20 protein-coding genes are annotated in these 17383 nt (G+C 39.9%); 8 read left to right on the top strand and 12 right to left on the bottom strand.

Annotated elements, in window-relative coordinates:
- The first annotated feature begins 518 nt into the window (after positions 1–518).
- The 5 genes from PCIT_RS01380 (at position 519) to PCIT_RS01400 (ending at position 4346) form a co-directional block, all read left to right on the top strand.
- Positions 519–1004: a curlin subunit CsgB gene (locus tag PCIT_RS01380; protein WP_157592898.1), complete on the top strand. Its 486-nt coding sequence runs from the start codon at positions 519–521 to the stop codon at positions 1002–1004.
- A gap of 24 nt (positions 1005–1028) precedes the next feature.
- Positions 1029–2690 (top strand): major subunit of curlin, may bind calcium, encoded by a 1662-nt coding sequence (locus PCIT_RS01385; protein WP_010361724.1) that lies wholly within the window; start codon positions 1029–1031, stop codon positions 2688–2690.
- A 63-nt stretch (positions 2691–2753) separates the two neighbouring features.
- Positions 2754–3137: a CsgE family curli-type amyloid fiber assembly protein gene (locus PCIT_RS01390; RefSeq protein ID WP_010361723.1), complete on the top strand. Its 384-nt coding sequence runs from the start codon at positions 2754–2756 to the stop codon at positions 3135–3137.
- A gap of 1 nt (position 3138) precedes the next feature.
- Complete coding sequence (locus tag PCIT_RS01395; RefSeq protein WP_010361722.1) at positions 3139–3555, top strand: curli assembly protein CsgF; 417 nt, start codon at positions 3139–3141, stop codon at positions 3553–3555.
- Positions 3552–4346: a CsgG/HfaB family protein gene (locus tag PCIT_RS01400; RefSeq protein WP_010361721.1), complete on the top strand. Its 795-nt coding sequence runs from the start codon at positions 3552–3554 to the stop codon at positions 4344–4346. The genes PCIT_RS01395 and PCIT_RS01400 overlap by 4 nt, the downstream gene beginning before the upstream one ends.
- Here PCIT_RS01400 and PCIT_RS01405 read toward each other — a convergent pair.
- Positions 4343–5050, bottom strand: coding sequence for a helix-turn-helix transcriptional regulator (locus tag PCIT_RS01405; RefSeq protein WP_010361720.1), 708 nt, complete (start codon positions 5048–5050; stop codon positions 4343–4345). The two genes, PCIT_RS01400 and PCIT_RS01405, sit on opposite strands and share 4 nt — an antisense overlap.
- Before the next feature lie 401 nt (positions 5051–5451).
- On the opposite strand from PCIT_RS01405, the gene PCIT_RS01410 reads away from it, so the two are divergent.
- Entirely contained in the window at positions 5452–5760 is a 309-nt protein-coding gene (locus PCIT_RS01410) for a hypothetical protein (RefSeq protein ID WP_010361719.1), read from the top strand.
- A gap of 95 nt (positions 5761–5855) precedes the next feature.
- On the opposite strand, the gene PCIT_RS01415 is transcribed toward PCIT_RS01410, so the two are convergent.
- Positions 5856–6446, bottom strand: a complete 591-nt coding sequence (locus tag PCIT_RS01415) for a CBS domain-containing protein (protein WP_010361718.1) — start codon at positions 6444–6446, stop codon at positions 5856–5858.
- A gap of 54 nt (positions 6447–6500) precedes the next feature.
- Positions 6501–6740: a hypothetical protein gene (locus PCIT_RS01420; protein ID WP_040698188.1), complete on the bottom strand. Its 240-nt coding sequence runs from the start codon at positions 6738–6740 to the stop codon at positions 6501–6503.
- A 341-nt stretch (positions 6741–7081) separates the two neighbouring features.
- Here PCIT_RS01420 and cysZ point away from each other — a divergent pair, with 341 nt between their 5' ends.
- Together cysZ and PCIT_RS01430 are read left to right on the top strand one after the other, a co-directional pair.
- On the top strand, positions 7082–7810 hold the full coding sequence (cysZ, locus tag PCIT_RS01425) for a sulfate transporter CysZ (protein ID WP_010361716.1): 729 nt from the start codon (positions 7082–7084) through the stop codon (positions 7808–7810).
- Positions 7811–7924: 114 nt separating this feature from the next.
- Entirely contained in the window at positions 7925–9229 is a 1305-nt protein-coding gene (locus PCIT_RS01430; protein WP_010361715.1) for a glycerophosphodiester phosphodiesterase family protein, read from the top strand.
- A 48-nt stretch (positions 9230–9277) separates the two neighbouring features.
- Here PCIT_RS01430 and rlmM read toward each other — a convergent pair whose 3' ends face one another.
- From rlmM to PCIT_RS01475, 9 genes are all read right to left on the bottom strand, one after another.
- The gene (rlmM, locus tag PCIT_RS01435) at positions 9278–10354 is read right to left on the bottom strand and encodes a 23S rRNA (cytidine(2498)-2'-O)-methyltransferase RlmM (protein ID WP_010361714.1); all 1077 of its coding nucleotides are present in this window, start codon (positions 10352–10354) and stop codon (positions 9278–9280) included.
- Between the two features lie 11 nt (positions 10355–10365).
- The gene (locus PCIT_RS01440) at positions 10366–10734 is read right to left on the bottom strand and encodes a DUF423 domain-containing protein (RefSeq protein WP_010361713.1); all 369 of its coding nucleotides are present in this window, start codon (positions 10732–10734) and stop codon (positions 10366–10368) included.
- Complete coding sequence (locus tag PCIT_RS01445; RefSeq protein WP_010361712.1) at positions 10727–11353, bottom strand: alpha/beta family hydrolase; 627 nt, start codon at positions 11351–11353, stop codon at positions 10727–10729. The genes PCIT_RS01440 and PCIT_RS01445 overlap by 8 nt, the downstream gene beginning before the upstream one ends.
- Positions 11350–12246: a transcriptional regulator GcvA gene (locus tag PCIT_RS01450; RefSeq protein ID WP_010361711.1), complete on the bottom strand. Its 897-nt coding sequence runs from the start codon at positions 12244–12246 to the stop codon at positions 11350–11352. The genes PCIT_RS01445 and PCIT_RS01450 overlap by 4 nt, the downstream gene beginning before the upstream one ends.
- Before the next feature lie 50 nt (positions 12247–12296).
- Entirely contained in the window at positions 12297–13151 is an 855-nt protein-coding gene (gene kdsA / locus PCIT_RS01455) for a 3-deoxy-8-phosphooctulonate synthase (protein ID WP_010361710.1), read from the bottom strand.
- A 12-nt stretch (positions 13152–13163) separates the two neighbouring features.
- Positions 13164–14414 (bottom strand): DUF819 family protein, encoded by a 1251-nt coding sequence (locus tag PCIT_RS01460; RefSeq protein ID WP_010361709.1) that lies wholly within the window; start codon positions 14412–14414, stop codon positions 13164–13166.
- Between the two features lie 27 nt (positions 14415–14441).
- Positions 14442–15245: a tetratricopeptide repeat protein gene (locus PCIT_RS01465; RefSeq protein ID WP_010361708.1), complete on the bottom strand. Its 804-nt coding sequence runs from the start codon at positions 15243–15245 to the stop codon at positions 14442–14444.
- Positions 15246–15433: 188 nt separating this feature from the next.
- A complete protein-coding gene (locus PCIT_RS01470) occupies positions 15434–15808 on the bottom strand; it encodes a SirB2 family protein (RefSeq protein WP_010361707.1) in 375 nt (124 codons plus the stop codon).
- A gap of 24 nt (positions 15809–15832) precedes the next feature.
- Entirely contained in the window at positions 15833–17374 is a 1542-nt protein-coding gene (locus PCIT_RS01475; protein WP_010361706.1) for a DUF3369 domain-containing protein, read from the bottom strand.
- Between the last annotated feature and the right edge of the window lie 9 nt (positions 17375–17383).

The raw sequence follows: 17383 nt of genomic DNA on the forward strand, positions 1-17383 counted from the left end.
GATCCAGTATTTTCTCATAACGCCAAGTACGACTGAGTCTCGTCTCACACGCTATTAATTAATTTAAAGTGTTACATCACACTCGTTTTTGGATCTCTCAATATCAACAGTAGGCTTATGATAAGTGCGGCTTGCCCATGTAGCCTTGTATATCAAGCTACAGTGCAAAGCACACGTTACTAGGTCAGCATTCCTAGTAAACACATAAGTAATTTAATTAAGCAACGCTATTAGATAACAATAAAAATAATCAAGCTGCAAGTGTAATACTGAAAAACAGTAAAAACAGATTAGCCATATTTTTAAATACACTTTTTTAACAAAATAGTATGAGCTTATGCTGCTATTACGCTCGCTAAAACCCAACCTTTTTTACTGAAAAAATAAAAAAACAAAAAGAAAAAACACAAGATGCTGATTTAAAACAACAAATAAATCAAAAAAATTACCTATATATTATCCATTACGGCTTTATTACAGTGAACTCAAGTCATAAAAAACAGACGCACGAAAACAAAATGGTTACATCAAGATACAAAAGCACAACAAAAAATAATCGAGCATTATCTAAGTCACGCTTTGTTCCTTTATTGTGTATTGCATTATCTTGTGTATCGTTAAAAATGAGTGCCAAAGACTATGACTTAAAAGAATCTCCACTATCTATCAGTATACATCCGTCTTTTGTATCTAAAGCACAACATATCAACACCCATGCTTTAGTTAACCAAATCGGTACATTTAATAAAGCAACAATATTTCAATCTAACGACGAATTGAACTCAATTAACGTACAACAGCTCGGCACAGGTAACCTTGCCGACATTACACAATTGGGCTCAAACAACCGCATCAACCTCTTGCAACAAGGCAGTTATAACTCAGCTGTGATCATTCAAGAAGGTAATGCCAACATCGTCAACTTAACGCAATTAGGGCAACAGTCATTCATTATTCATCAGCAGGGTAATGATATGGTCGTAGATGTCAGCGTTACAAAATAATTCAATATAGAACAGGATATTACCATGCTAAAAAAATCTCTCATTACATGTGCCGTTGCATTGGCGCTAGGTTATGGCAACGTAGCGATAGCAAATAACGCTGACTCAAAAGACACTAGTTATTCAATTACTTCTGACTTTATGGCAAATGCACAGCAAAACAAAGTCGAGATCTCACAAAAATCAATTAACCCAGCCAGTGGTAACAACGCAACGGTAGAACAAACAGGTAACATTAATGGTGCTCAGTTAGCCGTTGAAGGTGATGACAACCAATTAAGCTCTGTACAGGCTGGTGACAATAACTTACAAACAATCAGCGTAAAAGGTAGCAGTAACCATATTGCTAATAATCAAAATGGCAGTGACGCTAAGACTCAAATTGAAATCGCGGGTGGCGCTAACATGCTTGCTATTACGCAAGGAGGTGCTGCGGGTTTAGGTAATATTGGCAGTCAAGTGATAACCACTATTAATGGTGATGACAACCTTATTAGCATAGAGCAAGGCGACGGCGGCCAATGGACATTCATAAGAGACTTGCAAGGCAATGAAAATGAAATAAACGTTGTCCAAAATGGAGAGTGGGGTGAAGTTCACCTAAATAGCATCGTAGGCGATGACAACGAAATTGATGTTGAGCAAGATGGCTTTTGGAATATAGCGACGATTGAATCGCTACAGGGCGAAGAAAATGAAATTGACTTCGAACAAGTCGGTGACAGAAACCGCCTGACCATTGATGCATTATCAGGTGATGATAACGACATCAAAGTAGAGCAAATTGGTAATAACAATGGCGTTGAAGTATCGGGTATTTTCGGCCTAGATCAGAGTATTTCTATAGAACAGCGCGGTAATGACAATAAACTCACCAGCATTGATATTACTGGCGATGAGAATGATATCAGAGCAAGCCAAGTTGGTAACGAAAACACCATAGAACTCGCCGCTGGTGTTAGAGGCAACGACAATAACCTATATTTAGAGCAAAATGGTGATACGAATAGCATAACAAGTGGTTTGTTCGCCGGAAATGATAACAAAGTATCCGCCGACCAAACAGGCCTAAGTAATCAACTGCAATTCGATGTTCAAGGCAATGATAATGAATTGAATGTCACGCAAAGTGGTAACGATAATGCAGCGTATTTAGGGGTTGCTGGAGATAACAATACATTCTCTGCAATTCAAGAAGAGCAAGACAACAATACGCATATCGCTAACTTTAATGGTTCTGACAATAACTTCCAAACCATTCAAATTGCTGGCACTGGTAATCATGCAACAATTCAAACCTCTTACCCTGACACCTCTTTAGAAACATCGTCAAATAGCATTCAACTTTCACAAATTGGCAGTGACAATGACACGAGTATTACCTTAAGCAGTGTCGTTCCTAGCAATGATAATTCAATTGTGACAAGCCAAGTTGGTAACCTGAATGCGTTAGATCTCATGCTTGAAGGCACCGGTAATAGCGTAGACATTGCGCAAGTCGGTGACATGAACGTTGTGGCTGGTATCGATAATGGCGCTTTCTTATTAGCCGGTAATGATTTGAGTCTAACAATCAGCCAAACAGGTACTGGTAACTTAGTTGAAGGCGGTATGTCGCAACTTAATGGTGATGTTTCAGTTACTCAAGTGGGTGATTTCAATACCACAACCATTACGCAAAAGTAACTTTACTATGACTAAGCAGTGTGAAAACTTCACACTGCTTTTCTAATAATAAAAGTGGTCATTATGAATGCTGTACTGAAACATTTCTTTTTCATAATATGTATTATCACCAGCCCATTGCATGCCAAGGAGGAGATTGGTGGCTTTTTGCTTGACCAAAGCATCAGCCGATCCGGTTATGAGTTTTACTCCCAGTTAAGTATGTTATGGCAAGACATTCCTAATACATCCGGTGCTAGTGTAGTAATTAAAGAAACTTTAATACCGCGTGCTGGCACTGTGCTAACTGTAGAGATCAATAATTCCGTCGTTTATAAAACATTCATGGGTAGACGCCTTAAACCTATTGATGAACAAGTCGAGCAAGCAGCCATAACACTCGTCAATCTTATCGCCTCAAATAACTTTAGCGAATTCAGCCAGGATATGGCTCTCAGTGGTCTTTAACATGAAAAAAACAATAATATTAACTGCCTTTTTTAGTCCTTCATTATTGCTCGCGAGTGAGCTTGTTTATACACCCATTAATCCAAGTTTTGGCGGTAGCCCGCTTAACGCAAGCATGCTACTCAACAAAGCACAATCACAAAACAAACACAAAGCGCATACGGTAGAAAAAACCTATGCAGAACGACTTCAAGAATCTCTAGAGCGTTCATATATAAATAAAATCGTACGTGAACTCACAGATTTAGCTTTTGGTGAAGATCCAACTGACAATGTATTTGGCCAAGACTCAACATTTGTTAGTGGCGACTATGAGATTAAAATGATCACCAGTAATTCAGACAGCATCACAGTACAAATCACCAACCTCATAAATGGTGAGATCACGACCATAGAAGTACCGAGGTTTACGCCATGAAAAAGCAGACAATAAAAACAATATTAATAGCTTTATTATTAGGGGCAACCGCAGGCTGCTCGAACTTAACTCAGGTTCTGCCTCCTGATATTAAAATTGCTCAAACATTAGAACAAACTGATACCTTTTCAGAATTACAAACTTTACCTCCTCCTATGGGGAGTATTCCAGTCTCAGTCTATTCGTTTAGAGACCAAACAGGCCAATATAAACCTATTGCCAATGTAAGTTCATTTTCAACCGCAGTCACTCAAGGGGCATCCGCGATTCTTGTTCAAGCATTAAACGAAACAGACTGGTTTATCCCTGTTGAGAGAGAAGGGCTGCAAAACATTCTTACAGAACGAAAAATCATTCGGGCAGCACAAGATACTAATAACGGGAAAACGAACAAACTACCCCCACTCAAAACTGCTAAGATATTGATAGAAGGCGGTATCATCAGCTATGACTCCAATACCAAAACGGGCGGGCTTGGTGCGGAGTATTTTGGGATAAGTACTTCAGAACTTTATCGAGAAGATGTTATCTCAATCTATATGCGTGCAGTAGATGTAAGAACGGGGGTTGTATTAACTTCCGTTGCTACCACAAAAACCATTTTGAGCCACGAAGTAAGAGCTGGTTTCTTTCGCTTTGTCAGCTACAAACGACTCGCTGAAGCTGAGGCAGGCTACACAAATAATGAGCCGATGCATATTTGTGTAAAGCAAGCCATCGAGAAAGCATTAGTCAATTTAATAAAAAGTGGTATTAAAAAGGGGATTTGGTCTCCTCAAGTAACCACTTAATTAGTATGGTATCGCGTTAATGCATCGGGGAAAAACTGTCTAGCCCAGTTTAATAACTCGATGCGATTACGTGATTTGGTTTTTTTAAATGCACTATATAGGTGGGTCTTCACTGTATGGTCACTGATGTGTAACCGGCTGGCGATTTCTTTATTCTGAGCTCCTTCGGCGATTAACTTAATAATGGTTTTTTCACGCTTCGTTAGATTATAGGTTGATTCATCCATTTCAGCTTGCGGCGTAATATTTTTAGTTTGTATATGCTCACTCAATAATTCTGAAAAGGTACTACTGATGATACTACGACGAAACCATAGCTCACCGTCAAGTATCGACCTGATACTCTTTAACTGAACGTCTGGCTTATCAGTTTCATATATAATGCCTTTAATTCCAGCTAACAATGCACTTCTTTCTGATACAGCCCCTTCTCTGACATTCATCAAAACAATGGGCCTTTTTTTTGCAAGCGTACTAATGTTCGTCGGAATATATTCCGTCCACTTCACCGTTGCCATATCAATAAAAGTAACCAGCTCAGTCGCATCATACCCAGCTTGTTCGACTATAAATTCAAAGTTTTTCAAATACACATTTTCAACATCTAACATCAGTAAAATACTACGTAAATAATAAAGGTTACTCTGCTCTTTGATTGTTTGCTGTGCAGTGATAATTGTTGCCATTCGCGCAGCTTTTCCCATGTGATTGCCTTTTCTTTTTCCACAAGCCCACAATGAACTTGTTTCTGGTCCGATAAGAGTAAAACTACACAAAAAAAACATATATGTAAATATTATGTTTTATTACAAAATAATTTATATAAAGCAATAATTAACCTTTACAGCAAAATAAAAACAATCAAATTATGAATTTATAAGAAATAAACTTAGAAAAACAAAATCAATAACCAGCACATTATTACAATAAATATAAAAAAACAAATCAAGGTTAAAAATCACACTCTAGATATTATTATTCTATAGGTAAATATATCGACGCCAATGCATTCTGTAGAACTATGTAAACCTTTCTCTAAAGTTATGGCAACCTAAGCCGATATTCTTTATTGATTCTGACATAATTTGTGAAGGGTTTTCGTTACATGGGTATTGAATTAATCGTCGTCACGCTTAATCTTATTGTATTAGTATTCGCTTATGGAGTGCTAAATCCTGCGTTTTCACGCCGAGATCTCATCAAAATTTTAACACATGACCTTATTGCTTTGAGTATTTCCCTTATGGTGGTTGGCTTCCATTTTGCTAATAAACAACTTAGCTTTAACTTACTTATGGTGGATGTTGGCTGGTTCTGGTTTACTCTATTAACCTTTTTAGCTCTCAAAACCCCCCTATTCTTTTGGTATGTAAGAAGATGGAATATTATGCTATCGATTCACTTAAAACCATGAAAAAGGCGCCTTTTGGCGCCTTGCTTTTCTTTAATTTACATTACTTTTGGAAATCAAACTATGTGGTACATCAAGGCCCCACGGTCTGAAATAGGTTATATCTCACTGTGATGCCACAGAGAGTCAAAAATTTCACTAAATGTTCCTGCCAATTTTGCTTGGCGTATCGGACACGCTACTTGCTTTGCTAAACTGATCAAATCAAAAAATCCACACAGCACATTATTTGGTTTATCCATCACTAATAGAAATTCATGACCGGCACTTTGCATAGTTTGTAAAATATCACCAACATATGAGTGTTCAACCATATTGCGCGGTACCGTATGTAATTGTGCAAGCGTGATCATGACATCTGAAACCATTAAATCCTCACGTTTTAGTCCTAACTTTGCTGCAACTTTTAGTACATAACTACTGGAGAGTCGTGCTTTTGAGATTATTCCTTGAAATACATTGTTTTCATTAACCACAAAGCAAGTTCTCATATGCATTTTATTAAGTATAAGGAGTGCATCGTTTAACGTAGTATTTCCGTCAATAATGTCTGGAGGAGTCAAATCAAAACCATGCATCGCATCATATGCTGCACTTTCTAGCGTTAAACCAGATGTTCCTCTGCGCCATAACTCTGGTATAGGATATTCAGATAGTTTTTCAGTAAGTACTGGGGTATAAGTAGACATAATGTCTCCTGTCAATAAATTAAGCTAACGACAAAAATAAAGTGTGTTTAAAACTTAAATAACAGGAGGAGCACGGATCGCTTTGTGATAGTGGATATGGAGGATAAAGAAAACACGATTATCATCTTTAATATCAAAATAAGCTTGCTGCCTGCCTTTTAGCTGCGCTGTGGCAAGAAAATCTTGAGGATCAAATTCTAAGGGGTTTGTATCGTCAAACGAGAGAGTATGCTGCTGATAATTCGCTTCTGAAGAGGCATAACTAGGCTGTGCACTTGTTATTAATAATAACAAAACACAAAGCCAAGATGTAATTAGCCACCTAGAAAACAGCACGTTCGCAACACTCCAAATTCAAACATAGACCCACTTAAGTTCCTATCTTAGTGTATGGGCATCATACTGATTAAACAAGACCGTATTTATCAAAAAAATCTATACCAAGCATCCTAACATTCTTAACCTCGAGCGAACCTTAAAAATAAAATCATTAATATCATTGAATTACATTAACCATAGCGCTTTATAAACATGGCATTTTGCAATAGTTTGTTACGTAATAAGGCTTACTTAGCCAAATTAGTAAGATATACTAAGGCATTAAATAGACCAAACAACATTCATTGAGGTGCCGCGTGCAGTTAGCCCAAGGTATGGAATACTTTTTTTCTGGCTTTTCATTAATTACGCAAAAAGGGTTAAAGCGCTTCGTCTTTATACCACTTGTTATAAATATTTTACTTTTCGGTAGCTCATTATTTTTCTTATACGATTGGCTTGTACAAGGCTTTGATTACCTGAATACACTTCTACCAAGCTGGCTGAGTTGGCTAGAGTGGTTAATGTGGCCCGTTGCAGTTTTAGTCATACTGTTTAGTTACTCCATGATTTTTACTGTGATAACAAACTTTATTGCCGCACCTTTCAATGGTTTATTAAGTGAAAAAGTTGAGCTTTACTTGACGGATCAACCAATAAACGATGATAGCCTCGGCGATACATTAAAAGATGTACCCCGCATGTTTGCACGTGAATGGACTAAGCTTTGTTACTATATACCTAGAGCGCTTGGGTTTTTTATCTTGCTATGGGTACTGCCCATTTTTGGTCAAATTCTATGGATATTATTCACCTGCTGGATGTATAACGTCCAATATAATGATTATCCTTTTGATAACCATAAAATCCACTTTAAACAGATGAAAGCTGACTTAAAGGCTAAGCAAGGCCTGTCTTACGGCTTTGGCTTTGCTGTATTTATATTAACATCGCTCCCTTTTATTAACTTGATTGTTATGCCAGTGGCTGTATGTGGTGCGACCAAGCTGTGGGTCGAAAATTACAGAGTAAACTATCGTGCGTAAGTAGATTAGCCCCAATCAAATCAATATGTCACGTGTTTGTCACGTGTTTGTCACGTTAAGCCTATAATTTATGAAGATAAACTATAGGCTTAACTTTAAAAGTGAATAACAATAATGAACACTAAATGCTTTTTGATCCTCGGAGTCCTACTCATTAGTGGCTGTTCTAGCGACTCAGAAATCACGAGTGATAAAGTGACAACCACAAACAATAAAGATAGCAATCTAACCACAGAACCAGCCGCATTGTTAAACGCGATACAAGTTGGCACTCGACCTCAGTTTTTAGTGAACCAACTCGAAGACGGGGCATTAAAAGACAGACTCGTAGCATGTCAGAATGGACCTTTTTATAAAACTGATTTTTCAATTGGCCATCGCGGCGCACCTATGCAATACCCTGAGCACACCAAAGAGTCTTATGTTGCAGCGGCCAAAATGGGCGCTGGTATCCTTGAATGTGATGTTACCTTTACCAAAGATAAGGCCCTTGTTTGTCGCCACTCGCAATGCGATTTACATACCACCACGAATATTTTAAGTATTCCTGAGCTTGCCAATAAGTGTAGCGAACCCTTTACACCCGCAGACCCAGCACAACAAGTACCGGCATCAGCAAAGTGTTGCACCTCAGATATTACATTGACTGAATTTAAACAGCTTAGCGCAAAGATGGACAGCGCCAACCCTCAGGCTACAAACGTCACTGATTATCAAAATGGCACCGCCAATTGGCGAACGGATCTTTATGCTACGAAGGGAACACTATTAACACATAAAGAAAGCATTGCTTTGTTTGAATCATTAAACGTAAAAATGACCCCTGAGCTTAAGTCAGCCAGTGTACAAATGCCATTTGATGGTATGTCTCAAGCAATGTATGCACAAAAAATGCTGGATGAATATGAAGAAATGGACATTGCACCAGCTAAAGTTTTTCCCCAATCATTTAACTTAGCCGACATCAGGTATTGGCTAAGTAGTGCACCACAATTTGCAACACAAGCAGTCTACCTCGATGGTCGCTACAGTACTCCCGGTTTTAATCCGCACAGTGAACAAACTTGGCAACCTAGCATGGCACAATTGGTTGACGAAGGGGTTCAGATCATTGCTCCACCACTTTGGGTGCTCGTTGCTTTAGATGCTCAAAACCAGATTGTGCCATCACCATACGCCATCGCAGCAAAACAAGCAGGATTAAAAATTATCACGTGGACTTTAGAACGTTCAGCACCATTGGAAAGTGGTGGCGGTTGGTATTATCAATCTATTACCGATGCGGTTAATAGCGATGATGATGCACTGGTGTTACTCGATGTACTTGCGCAACAAGTAGGCGTGATCGGGGTATTCAGTGATTGGCCGGCAACCACAACCTATTACGCAAGCTGTTTGGAGATGGAAAAGGTTAACTAATCACACAGCTCGCGCATTAAAAAAGGACCTCAGGTCCTTTTTTAATCGTTATTTTTTACCCAACTTTTTAACTTGGATATGGACAGTCACTTCTTCTCTATCATGGTATAAATGCTTTGCTTGTAAACGATAATCAACATCATACTCTTCCAGCTCTTCATGAATTAACGTTAAACACTCATACACTGTATCAAAACGCTTCTTCATAGGGAGTTTAAGGTTAAATATTAGCTCTTTCGCATAACCATTAACAATCCAATCCAACATCAGGTTTGCAACTTTTAACGGCTTTTCGATCATATCGCAGACTAACCAAGTGACATTTTTCTTTTCCGGTAAGTATTTAAAACCGTCAACTGTATGGTGCTTAACTTGACCTGACTCCATTAAAGCTTCATTCATAGGCCCATTATCAATCGCAGTCACAAACATACCACGACGCACTAATTGATATGTCCAACCTCCAGGGCACGCGCCTAAATCAACCGCTTTCATGCCCGGTTCAACACGCCCTGCTACGTCCGTTTTTCCAACAAATACATTAAACGCCTCGTCTAATTTCAACGTTGAACGACTCGGTGCATCACTGGGCATACGTAAACGCGGGATCCCCATAAAAAATGGCGAATTATTGGTACTGAAAGAATACCCCACATACGCGGTATCATTCGCTAAAAACAACACGTGTAACACTGGCTTTGTGGGTTTATGCTCTCGCGTTAACTTATTCTGTTTTTCTAAACTTTTAGACAAAGGCGTTGAGAATTTTTTACAAAACTTAGAAAGCTCTTTTCCCTCATTGGTATCGGGGGTTTCAACTCTTAAATCTCCACAAAGCGGAAAGTCACCAACCACAGCTTTGATTTCACTCACCCGATCTTCAACGGGCATGTTGCTTAATAACACCCCAGTAAACCACTGTCTAGCAAACACTAAGCTTTTGAAATCTACTTTTTTTACCAACAACTCTGCCTGTTGTGGATCAAAACACTCAAAGATCACAAAACCGGTATTGGGTTTCGCTTTTACATAGCCGGCAACAGCTTGCAAAGCAGCATGATGGTTAATTTCTGCAGCGGCATCACTTTCAAACCCACTACGACAATAAATAACGACACTCGACATCTGCGCTCTCTTTAAAATGAATGCTTAGCAATTTTATATAATAAAACAGACCAACCTGCTATCAGACAGACTCCGCCAATCGGAGTGATTGGGCCTAGCCATTTCAAACCGGTTAGCGCTAGTAAGTACAAACTTCCGCTGAATAATACTATGCCTACAGTAAATAACCAACCAGCGGCTGACACATTTATGCCCCAACGTATCAGCACTGCGACCACAATCAGCGCTAAACCATGGCTCATTTGATATTCTGCCGCAGTTTTAAATATACTAATGGCATACTCACTCACATGCCGCTTTAGTCCATGAGCTGCAAATGCCCCGAGTATGACTGAGAACATGCAAAAAGCACTGCCCAATAACAAATAGAGTTTAACCATTTACCACCTCTAATATAAAATTAGCGGCTTGCTGCGCAGCTTGCTGTCTATGTCCAGCTTCAGTAAAACCACTTTTCTTACGGGGTTTTAGTGAATGATCGCCATCAGCTAGCCAACACAGTCGAATCGGTGTTTCTAACGACAAGGACATCACTTCTTGCTCATTACCAAATGTGTCTCGCTCTCCTTGTAAAATCAAAAACGGACAGTTTATTTTATCAAAATGCTCCGTTCTTAATTTATCGGGTTTACCCGGTGGATGAAAAGGGTAGCCCATCGCAATAACCCCCATGATAGGCAACTCGGTTTGCGTCACCAACATCGAGGCCATCCTGCCTCCCATCGACTTTCCACCAATAAATATCGGCAATTCAGGCTCAACATTCATGAGCATTTGCTGGTAATAGGCGAGTAGTTTAGGCGCTCTATCTGGCGGCCTGCGCTTGTCTAGTTGCTTAGCTAACTGCATATATTCAAAATCAAATAGGCCAACTTGAATATTCAGCTCACTGAGTAGCTTAGCCATCGCCTGCATAAAATCAGAATCCGAGCCTGCCCCCGCACCATGAGCAAAAATAAGCTGTGCAATTGGCTGTTTTGGTTTAAACCATGTGATCATGCAAGTTGCTCCTGTTCAACCATACTTAACATCCAATCCTTAAATGACACGATTTTCCCAAGTTCAGATTGCGATTCTCGTAACACCAAATAATACGCATTTTTACTTTCTAAACTATGGCTAAACGGAATAATTAACCGTCCTGCATCCAAATCAGGCTTCGCTAGCACACTGTTGCCCAGCGCGACCCCCTGACCATGTACGGCGGCTTGTAACACCATGGACGAGTGACTAAATATCGGGCCTTGATTTACTTGAACATTACGAACTCCCGCAGTTTTAGTCCACGCTTTCCATGCCCTACGAGTCATATCATGTAATAAAGTATGGTGTTCTAAATCACTCGGCTGATCTAACGGTCGTGGTCCACTCAACAGCAGAGGGCTACACAAAGGTACTAAATATTCAGTATGTAACTTATGAGTTTGTACCCCACTCCAGTGACCGCGACCATAATAAATAGCGACATCAACATCATCGGTTAAGGAGTTCTCATCGTGATCTTGGGCTTTTATACGTACATCAATCTCTGGATGCAACTCATTAAATTTACTGAGTCGTGGCACCAGCCATTGGATCGCAAAGCTCGGCGTTAAGCTCACGGTAATTGACCCTTTTGCACCACGTGCTAATAGCTTCTCAGTTGAGTCAATTAGTTGTGAGAAAATTTCTTTGATGTCTAGGAAGTAACCTTGCCCTTCTTCAGTAAGTAACAATGACCGGTTTTTGCGTAAAAATAGCTTCAGGCCTAAATGCTCTTCCAAGATCTTTATTTGATGGCTAACCGCAGCTTGTGTTACGAATAATTCTTCTGCCGCCTTAGTAAAGCTCAAATGTCGAGCTGCAGCTTCAAAAGCTTTTAGTGCATTTAGTGGGGGGAGTCGTCTCGACATGACTTAGATGCCTTTATTAAATGACAGCCTGTACGGCTGCCATAGTATTATTATAAATCAGCTGCACTAGTATCTAAAGCAGGGAAGCTTTTTACTAATTCATCCACTGCTTTCATTTGCTGTAAATAGCCTTCTAACTTGGCCAAAGGAAGTGCACATGGGCCATCACATTTCGCTTCATTTGGATTTGGGTGTGCTTCAATAAACAACCCAGCAAGTCCTAAAGCCATGCCACTTCGTGCTAATTCAGCGGCTTGCGCTCGGCGACCATCCGCAGAGTCTTCACGCCCACCTGGACGTTGTAGTGCATGCGTCGCATCAAAAATAACAGGTGCCATCTGCTTCATGTCATCCATACCTAGCATATCAACCACTAGGTTGTTATAACCAAAGCTACTGCCACGCTCGCATAAAATAATTTTATCATTCCCTGCTTCATTCAGCTTCTTGATGATATGGCGCATTTCATGCGGTGCTAAAAACTGAGGTTTTTTCACATTAATGACAGCATTCGTTTTAGCCATCGCCACAACTAAGTCAGTTTGACGTGCTAAAAATGCTGGCAACTGGATCACATCAACCACTTCAGCAACTGGGGCTGCTTGATGAGGTTCGTGTACATCTGTGATCAAAGGAACATTAAAGGTACGTTTAATTTCCTCAAATATTTTCAGCCCTTCTTCCATGCCTGGCCCCCGATATGAGTTAATTGAAGAGCGATTTGCCTTATCAAAAGACGCTTTAAATACATACGGGATGCTTAATTTAGTCGTCACTTCAGCATAGTGCTCTGCGATTCTCATGGCTAAATCGCGTGATTCAAGTACGTTCATGCCACCAAATAATACAAATGGTTTGTCGTTTGCCACTTCTACCTTGGCGACATTAATTAATTGCGTATTCATAGTTATTCCAACTTAATTGCCAATTATGCGCAGCAATTGCCCACATAACCAAGCCATATAGGTACCAAGCGCATAGCCTAATACCGCCAGTAAAACACCAACTGGCGCGAGTGCAGGATGAAAAGCCGAAGCAACAACCGGTGCTGACGCAGCACCTCCGATGTTTGCTTTACTGCCCACCGCGACATAAAAAATAGGTGCTTTAATAATTTTGGCCACCAAAAATAGCAGCCCAATATGTACAGCCATCCAAATAACGCCAATCACAACATATTTTGGGGCTTCAACTATTTTGGTAATATCCATATGCAAGCCTATGGTTGCAACCAAAATATATAAAAAACTTGAGCCGATTTTAGAGGCGCCAACCGCTTCATATTGACGTACTTTCGTAAATGATAACGCTAAGCCAATGGTCGTCACGAGTACAATTATCCAAAATAACTTGCTATGCAATGAGAACTTTTTGAGGCCTGGGTAGTGTTCAACAAAAAATGGCACCAGTAAATCAGCGGCAAAATGGGCAAGGCCTGTGGCGCCAAATGCAAAAGCAATCAGGAGCATCAAATCTTTTTGTTCGGGCTTACGCGCATGCTCTTGTTCAAATTTTTGAACTTTATCAATGAGTCGGTCAATTGAGGAAGTATCTGCACCTGAACGTGCATCAATTTCTTTATGTCGGCCGGCAATATAAAGTAGCCCTGCCATCCACAGATTTGCGACTACAATATCGACCGTCACCATGATAGTAAATATTTCACCTCCGGCACCATAAATCTCTTTCATGGCCACCATATTGGCACCGCCACCGATCCAGCTTCCAGCAAGAGCGGCCATTCCACGCCAAACTGCGTCTGGACCTGCACCGCCTAATAGCTCCGGCATGGTTGCTGAGGTAAGCAAAAGCGCGATAGGCCCACCAATAACTACGCCCACAGTCCCCGTCAGGAACATAATAATCGCTTTCCCTCCGAGCTCTGAAACTGCTTTAAGATCGATGCTCAGAGTCAGTAATACCAAACATGCCGGCAACAGGAAGTATTTAGCAACACTGTAAACGTCATTATTATTGCCATCGACAATACCAAAGGTATTTAATAATGACGGTAAAAAATAACACATTAATAAGGCTGGCACGTATTTGTAAAACTTCGCCCAAAACCCATGTTTTAAGTGTGAGGTGTAGAATACGAAGCCTAGTATTACCGAGATCAGGCCTAATATGACCGCATTGTTTGTAACTAACGCACTTCCTTCTTGCATTACACCCTCACTGATTATAATTATTATTTAATGTAAAACATGACTATGATCTGCAAGCTCAGATATTTGATGTTCTATAATATCAATGGTTGGATCGTCAGGACATTCATCAACAAAATACTGTAAATCCACTTTAGCCATAGTTGGACAGTTAATTTGATTCAATAAATAACCTCTATCACGACGCTCGTATGGGTCATCCCCTAACATATCCATTAATAACTCGACACAGCTCAGTGCATGGCCAAACTTATCAGCAGCTATAAACGCCCATTTCTGCTGCGCTAAATACAGCTTAAACGCTTCATCACCCGTAACTATCTCCATGGGTTCTTCTTGTTTTTCAGGCTCATTCTCAGGTATCACATACCACGTTTGTTGACCGCCACAGGGTTCAACAATGTAACCTTCATCTTCACTGAAGCTTATATGCACCATTACATCACCTTGCTCCATCGCCAAGTTTGCTACAAACCCTGCACGCTCAAGTAAGTGGCACAATAAAATCGACAATGAGGTTGGTGAGCCACTGCGCATATTGAGCACATAACATACGCTATTTAATAAATGCTCAGGTTCATTTTGCTCACTGCCACTGAATAACCACTGTGTATAAAACGCATCTAGTATCTCGCTTACCCGCACATGTAAATCAGTCTCTTTATGACTGATCTGATCAACCAATAACTCTAGTTCAGCCAATTGGCAATAACTTATTTCCAATTGTGCTTGAGCATCCCAGTGCTGCTCAGCACTAATACAACGTAACAAGGTCTGTTGCGGTGCATAGTCTTGTGTAATTTCTTGTTGTTCAAACCAAGTATCAGTCATAACTGCCGAATGTTCTCATTCTGTTTTTTTAAAATCGAAGGGTTAGTTTACCAGTTTTTACAAAAGACCCAAGCATGTAAATAACATCAAACCTTGCGTATCTTATATTATTTCAAAAGTGGTATGGTGATTATTAAAGTGGTTGGTGAAGTGCACAAATGGTCAAATACCAGTTGTGCACGTTGAAATTAAAGTAAAAAACTTGATTTAGAGGCTGCTAGATACCCTATTGCCAATAAGGTAAAAATCGCAATAATCAAAGCCCCTATTTGTGCTATTTTTGTTTGAGCTTTTGCGCTCATGACACCCGCACCGATGTATACAGCAACAAGTATTATTTTCTCTAACAGCCAAGGTTGTTGCATCGGGTTTAAACTGGCCATTACTGCCAGTGCAATGGCTGATACTATTAATAACGTATCAATACTATGGCTGGCAATAAACACCCCTTTATTACCTGCTAACTTTCCAGTTCTTAAGCGAGACCCTGAACGAACTAAAAATAATAAAATGCTCAGTACCACAAACATAACGTGCGTATGTTTTAATGCAATATATTCCATAATTCCTCATATTTTGACGGTGTTTTAATCCGGAAAACGAACCAATATCGCTTCTAGATCATCAATGATATTGTTAAATACATCGACTAATTTCGGGTCAAAGTGCAACCCTTTTTGATTGCTTATTTCAGTAACGACACGCTCAACTTCCCAAGGCTCTTTATAACAACGCTTGTGTCGTAACGCATCATATACATCGGCAAGTGCTACAATACGGCCGAAAACATGAATATCTTCGCCCTTTTTACCTACTGGGTAACCGGTTCCATCCCATTTTTCATGGTGATCTCTTGCGATAATTGCTCCAGCATTAACTATCTCACGCCTGGAGTCTTTCAATATCTGAAACCCTTTATCAGTGTGAGACTGCATAACCTTCCATTCATCATCGGCCAATTTGGCTGGCTTATTCAAAATAGCATCAGGAATGCCCACTTTACCTACATCGTGCAAAGGAGAGGCCATTCTGACTAACTCAGCATCTCGATTGCTCAATCCATAGCCTTCGGCAAGTGCATAACAAATATAAGCAACCCTTTTCACATGATTGCCTGTTTCAGTTGAGCGTTGCTCCAATGCTTCACTTAAACGATATACTAACTCTTGTTGCGTATCTTCGATTTCAGCTTGCAGCTGCACATTTTCATACGCCAATTGTACATTTTGCGTGAATATTTTAATAAGATGTTTTTGTGTATCTGTTAAGAACTCAGGAATTCCCGATATAAATAACATCGAACTATGATTATATTCACTGGAACAATATGCAAAAAGATAATTATCTTTGTAGATGATCCCTTTTTCTTTTAAAGCCTGATTACACGCTTCAAGCTGCTCAGGTTTAAGCACTTCTGAAATAGGCTTACCTTCAGACTCTTCAAACTCACCACGTCCTGTAAACACAATTAGCTGATCATTTTGCTGATGAGGCTCATTGCTGGCAACCAAAGATGTTGCATATATAGCTTCATCCACCGTGCCCAACAAAGACGTTAATTGTTGCATCACGCCTTTAATGAAATGCTCGATTGAATGGGTGGCAAATATATCACGTGACGCACAAATGATTTTTTCAAGGCCTTGACGTGATTGCTCTATCGCCAAAATATCGCGATACGAGCGAAGACTCGACATAACAACCGTAAATAGCTTTTGCGCTGTCAGCTCTGTTTTTGATTTGTAATCATTAATATCGTAGTTAACAATCACTTGCCTTTCTGGCGCTTGTCCGGGCTGCCCAGTACGTAAAATAATTCGAATATGATTGTTTTTTGCTGTTTCACGAATGTACTTCGCCACCTGTAAACCGGCGTCATCGGTTTCCATGACCACATCGAGTAATACGATCGCGGCATCCGGATGATCTATGATAACCTTCCTCGCTTCCTCCCCAGAATAAGCACTTAAAAACTCCAGTCGCTTTTTTTGAAACTCAAAATCACTAAGGGCCAGTTTTGTTACTGCATGAACCTCTGGTTCATCATCAACAATAATGACTTTCCAAGTGCCACTGGCTTCTTGTTCGACCACTTCGGTTGGCTCATCTGAAAACAAAAAATCATCCATTGTTCGGAT

Origin of the sequence: Pseudoalteromonas citrea, assembly GCF_000238375.3 — a bacterium.
Taxonomy (GTDB): domain Bacteria; phylum Pseudomonadota; class Gammaproteobacteria; order Enterobacterales; family Alteromonadaceae; genus Pseudoalteromonas; species Pseudoalteromonas citrea.

Bases quoted from the DNA above. Each gene is read 5' to 3' on its own strand.
- PCIT_RS01450 (WP_010361711.1), bottom strand. From the start codon at position 12,246: ATGTCGAGACGACTCCCCCCACTAAATGCACTAAAAGCTTTTGAAGCT.
- PCIT_RS01460 (WP_010361709.1), bottom strand. From the start codon at position 14,414: ATGCAAGAAGGAAGTGCGTTAGTTACAAACAATGCGGTCATATTAGGC.
- PCIT_RS01475 (WP_010361706.1), bottom strand. From the start codon at position 17,374: ATGGATGATTTTTTGTTTTCAGATGAGCCAACCGAAGTGGTCGAACAA.
- PCIT_RS01445 (WP_010361712.1), bottom strand. From the start codon at position 11,353: ATGATCACATGGTTTAAACCAAAACAGCCAATTGCACAGCTTATTTTT.
- PCIT_RS01380 (WP_157592898.1), top strand. From the start codon at position 519: ATGGTTACATCAAGATACAAAAGCACAACAAAAAATAATCGAGCATTA.
- PCIT_RS01465 (WP_010361708.1), bottom strand. From the start codon at position 15,245: ATGACTGATACTTGGTTTGAACAACAAGAAATTACACAAGACTATGCA.
- PCIT_RS01470 (WP_010361707.1), bottom strand. From the start codon at position 15,808: ATGGAATATATTGCATTAAAACATACGCACGTTATGTTTGTGGTACTG.
- PCIT_RS01430 (WP_010361715.1), top strand. From the start codon at position 7,925: ATGAACACTAAATGCTTTTTGATCCTCGGAGTCCTACTCATTAGTGGC.
- PCIT_RS01440 (WP_010361713.1), bottom strand. From the start codon at position 10,734: ATGGTTAAACTCTATTTGTTATTGGGCAGTGCTTTTTGCATGTTCTCA.
- PCIT_RS01395 (WP_010361722.1), top strand. From the start codon at position 3,139: ATGAAAAAAACAATAATATTAACTGCCTTTTTTAGTCCTTCATTATTG.
- PCIT_RS01415 (WP_010361718.1), bottom strand. From the start codon at position 6,446: ATGTCTACTTATACCCCAGTACTTACTGAAAAACTATCTGAATATCCT.
- rlmM (WP_010361714.1), bottom strand. From the start codon at position 10,354: ATGTCGAGTGTCGTTATTTATTGTCGTAGTGGGTTTGAAAGTGATGCC.
- PCIT_RS01410 (WP_010361719.1), top strand. From the start codon at position 5,452: ATGGGTATTGAATTAATCGTCGTCACGCTTAATCTTATTGTATTAGTA.
- PCIT_RS01385 (WP_010361724.1), top strand. From the start codon at position 1,029: ATGCTAAAAAAATCTCTCATTACATGTGCCGTTGCATTGGCGCTAGGT.
- kdsA (WP_010361710.1), bottom strand. From the start codon at position 13,151: ATGAATACGCAATTAATTAATGTCGCCAAGGTAGAAGTGGCAAACGAC.
- PCIT_RS01400 (WP_010361721.1), top strand. From the start codon at position 3,552: ATGAAAAAGCAGACAATAAAAACAATATTAATAGCTTTATTATTAGGG.
- PCIT_RS01405 (WP_010361720.1), bottom strand. From the start codon at position 5,050: ATGGGAAAAGCTGCGCGAATGGCAACAATTATCACTGCACAGCAAACA.
- PCIT_RS01390 (WP_010361723.1), top strand. From the start codon at position 2,754: ATGAATGCTGTACTGAAACATTTCTTTTTCATAATATGTATTATCACC.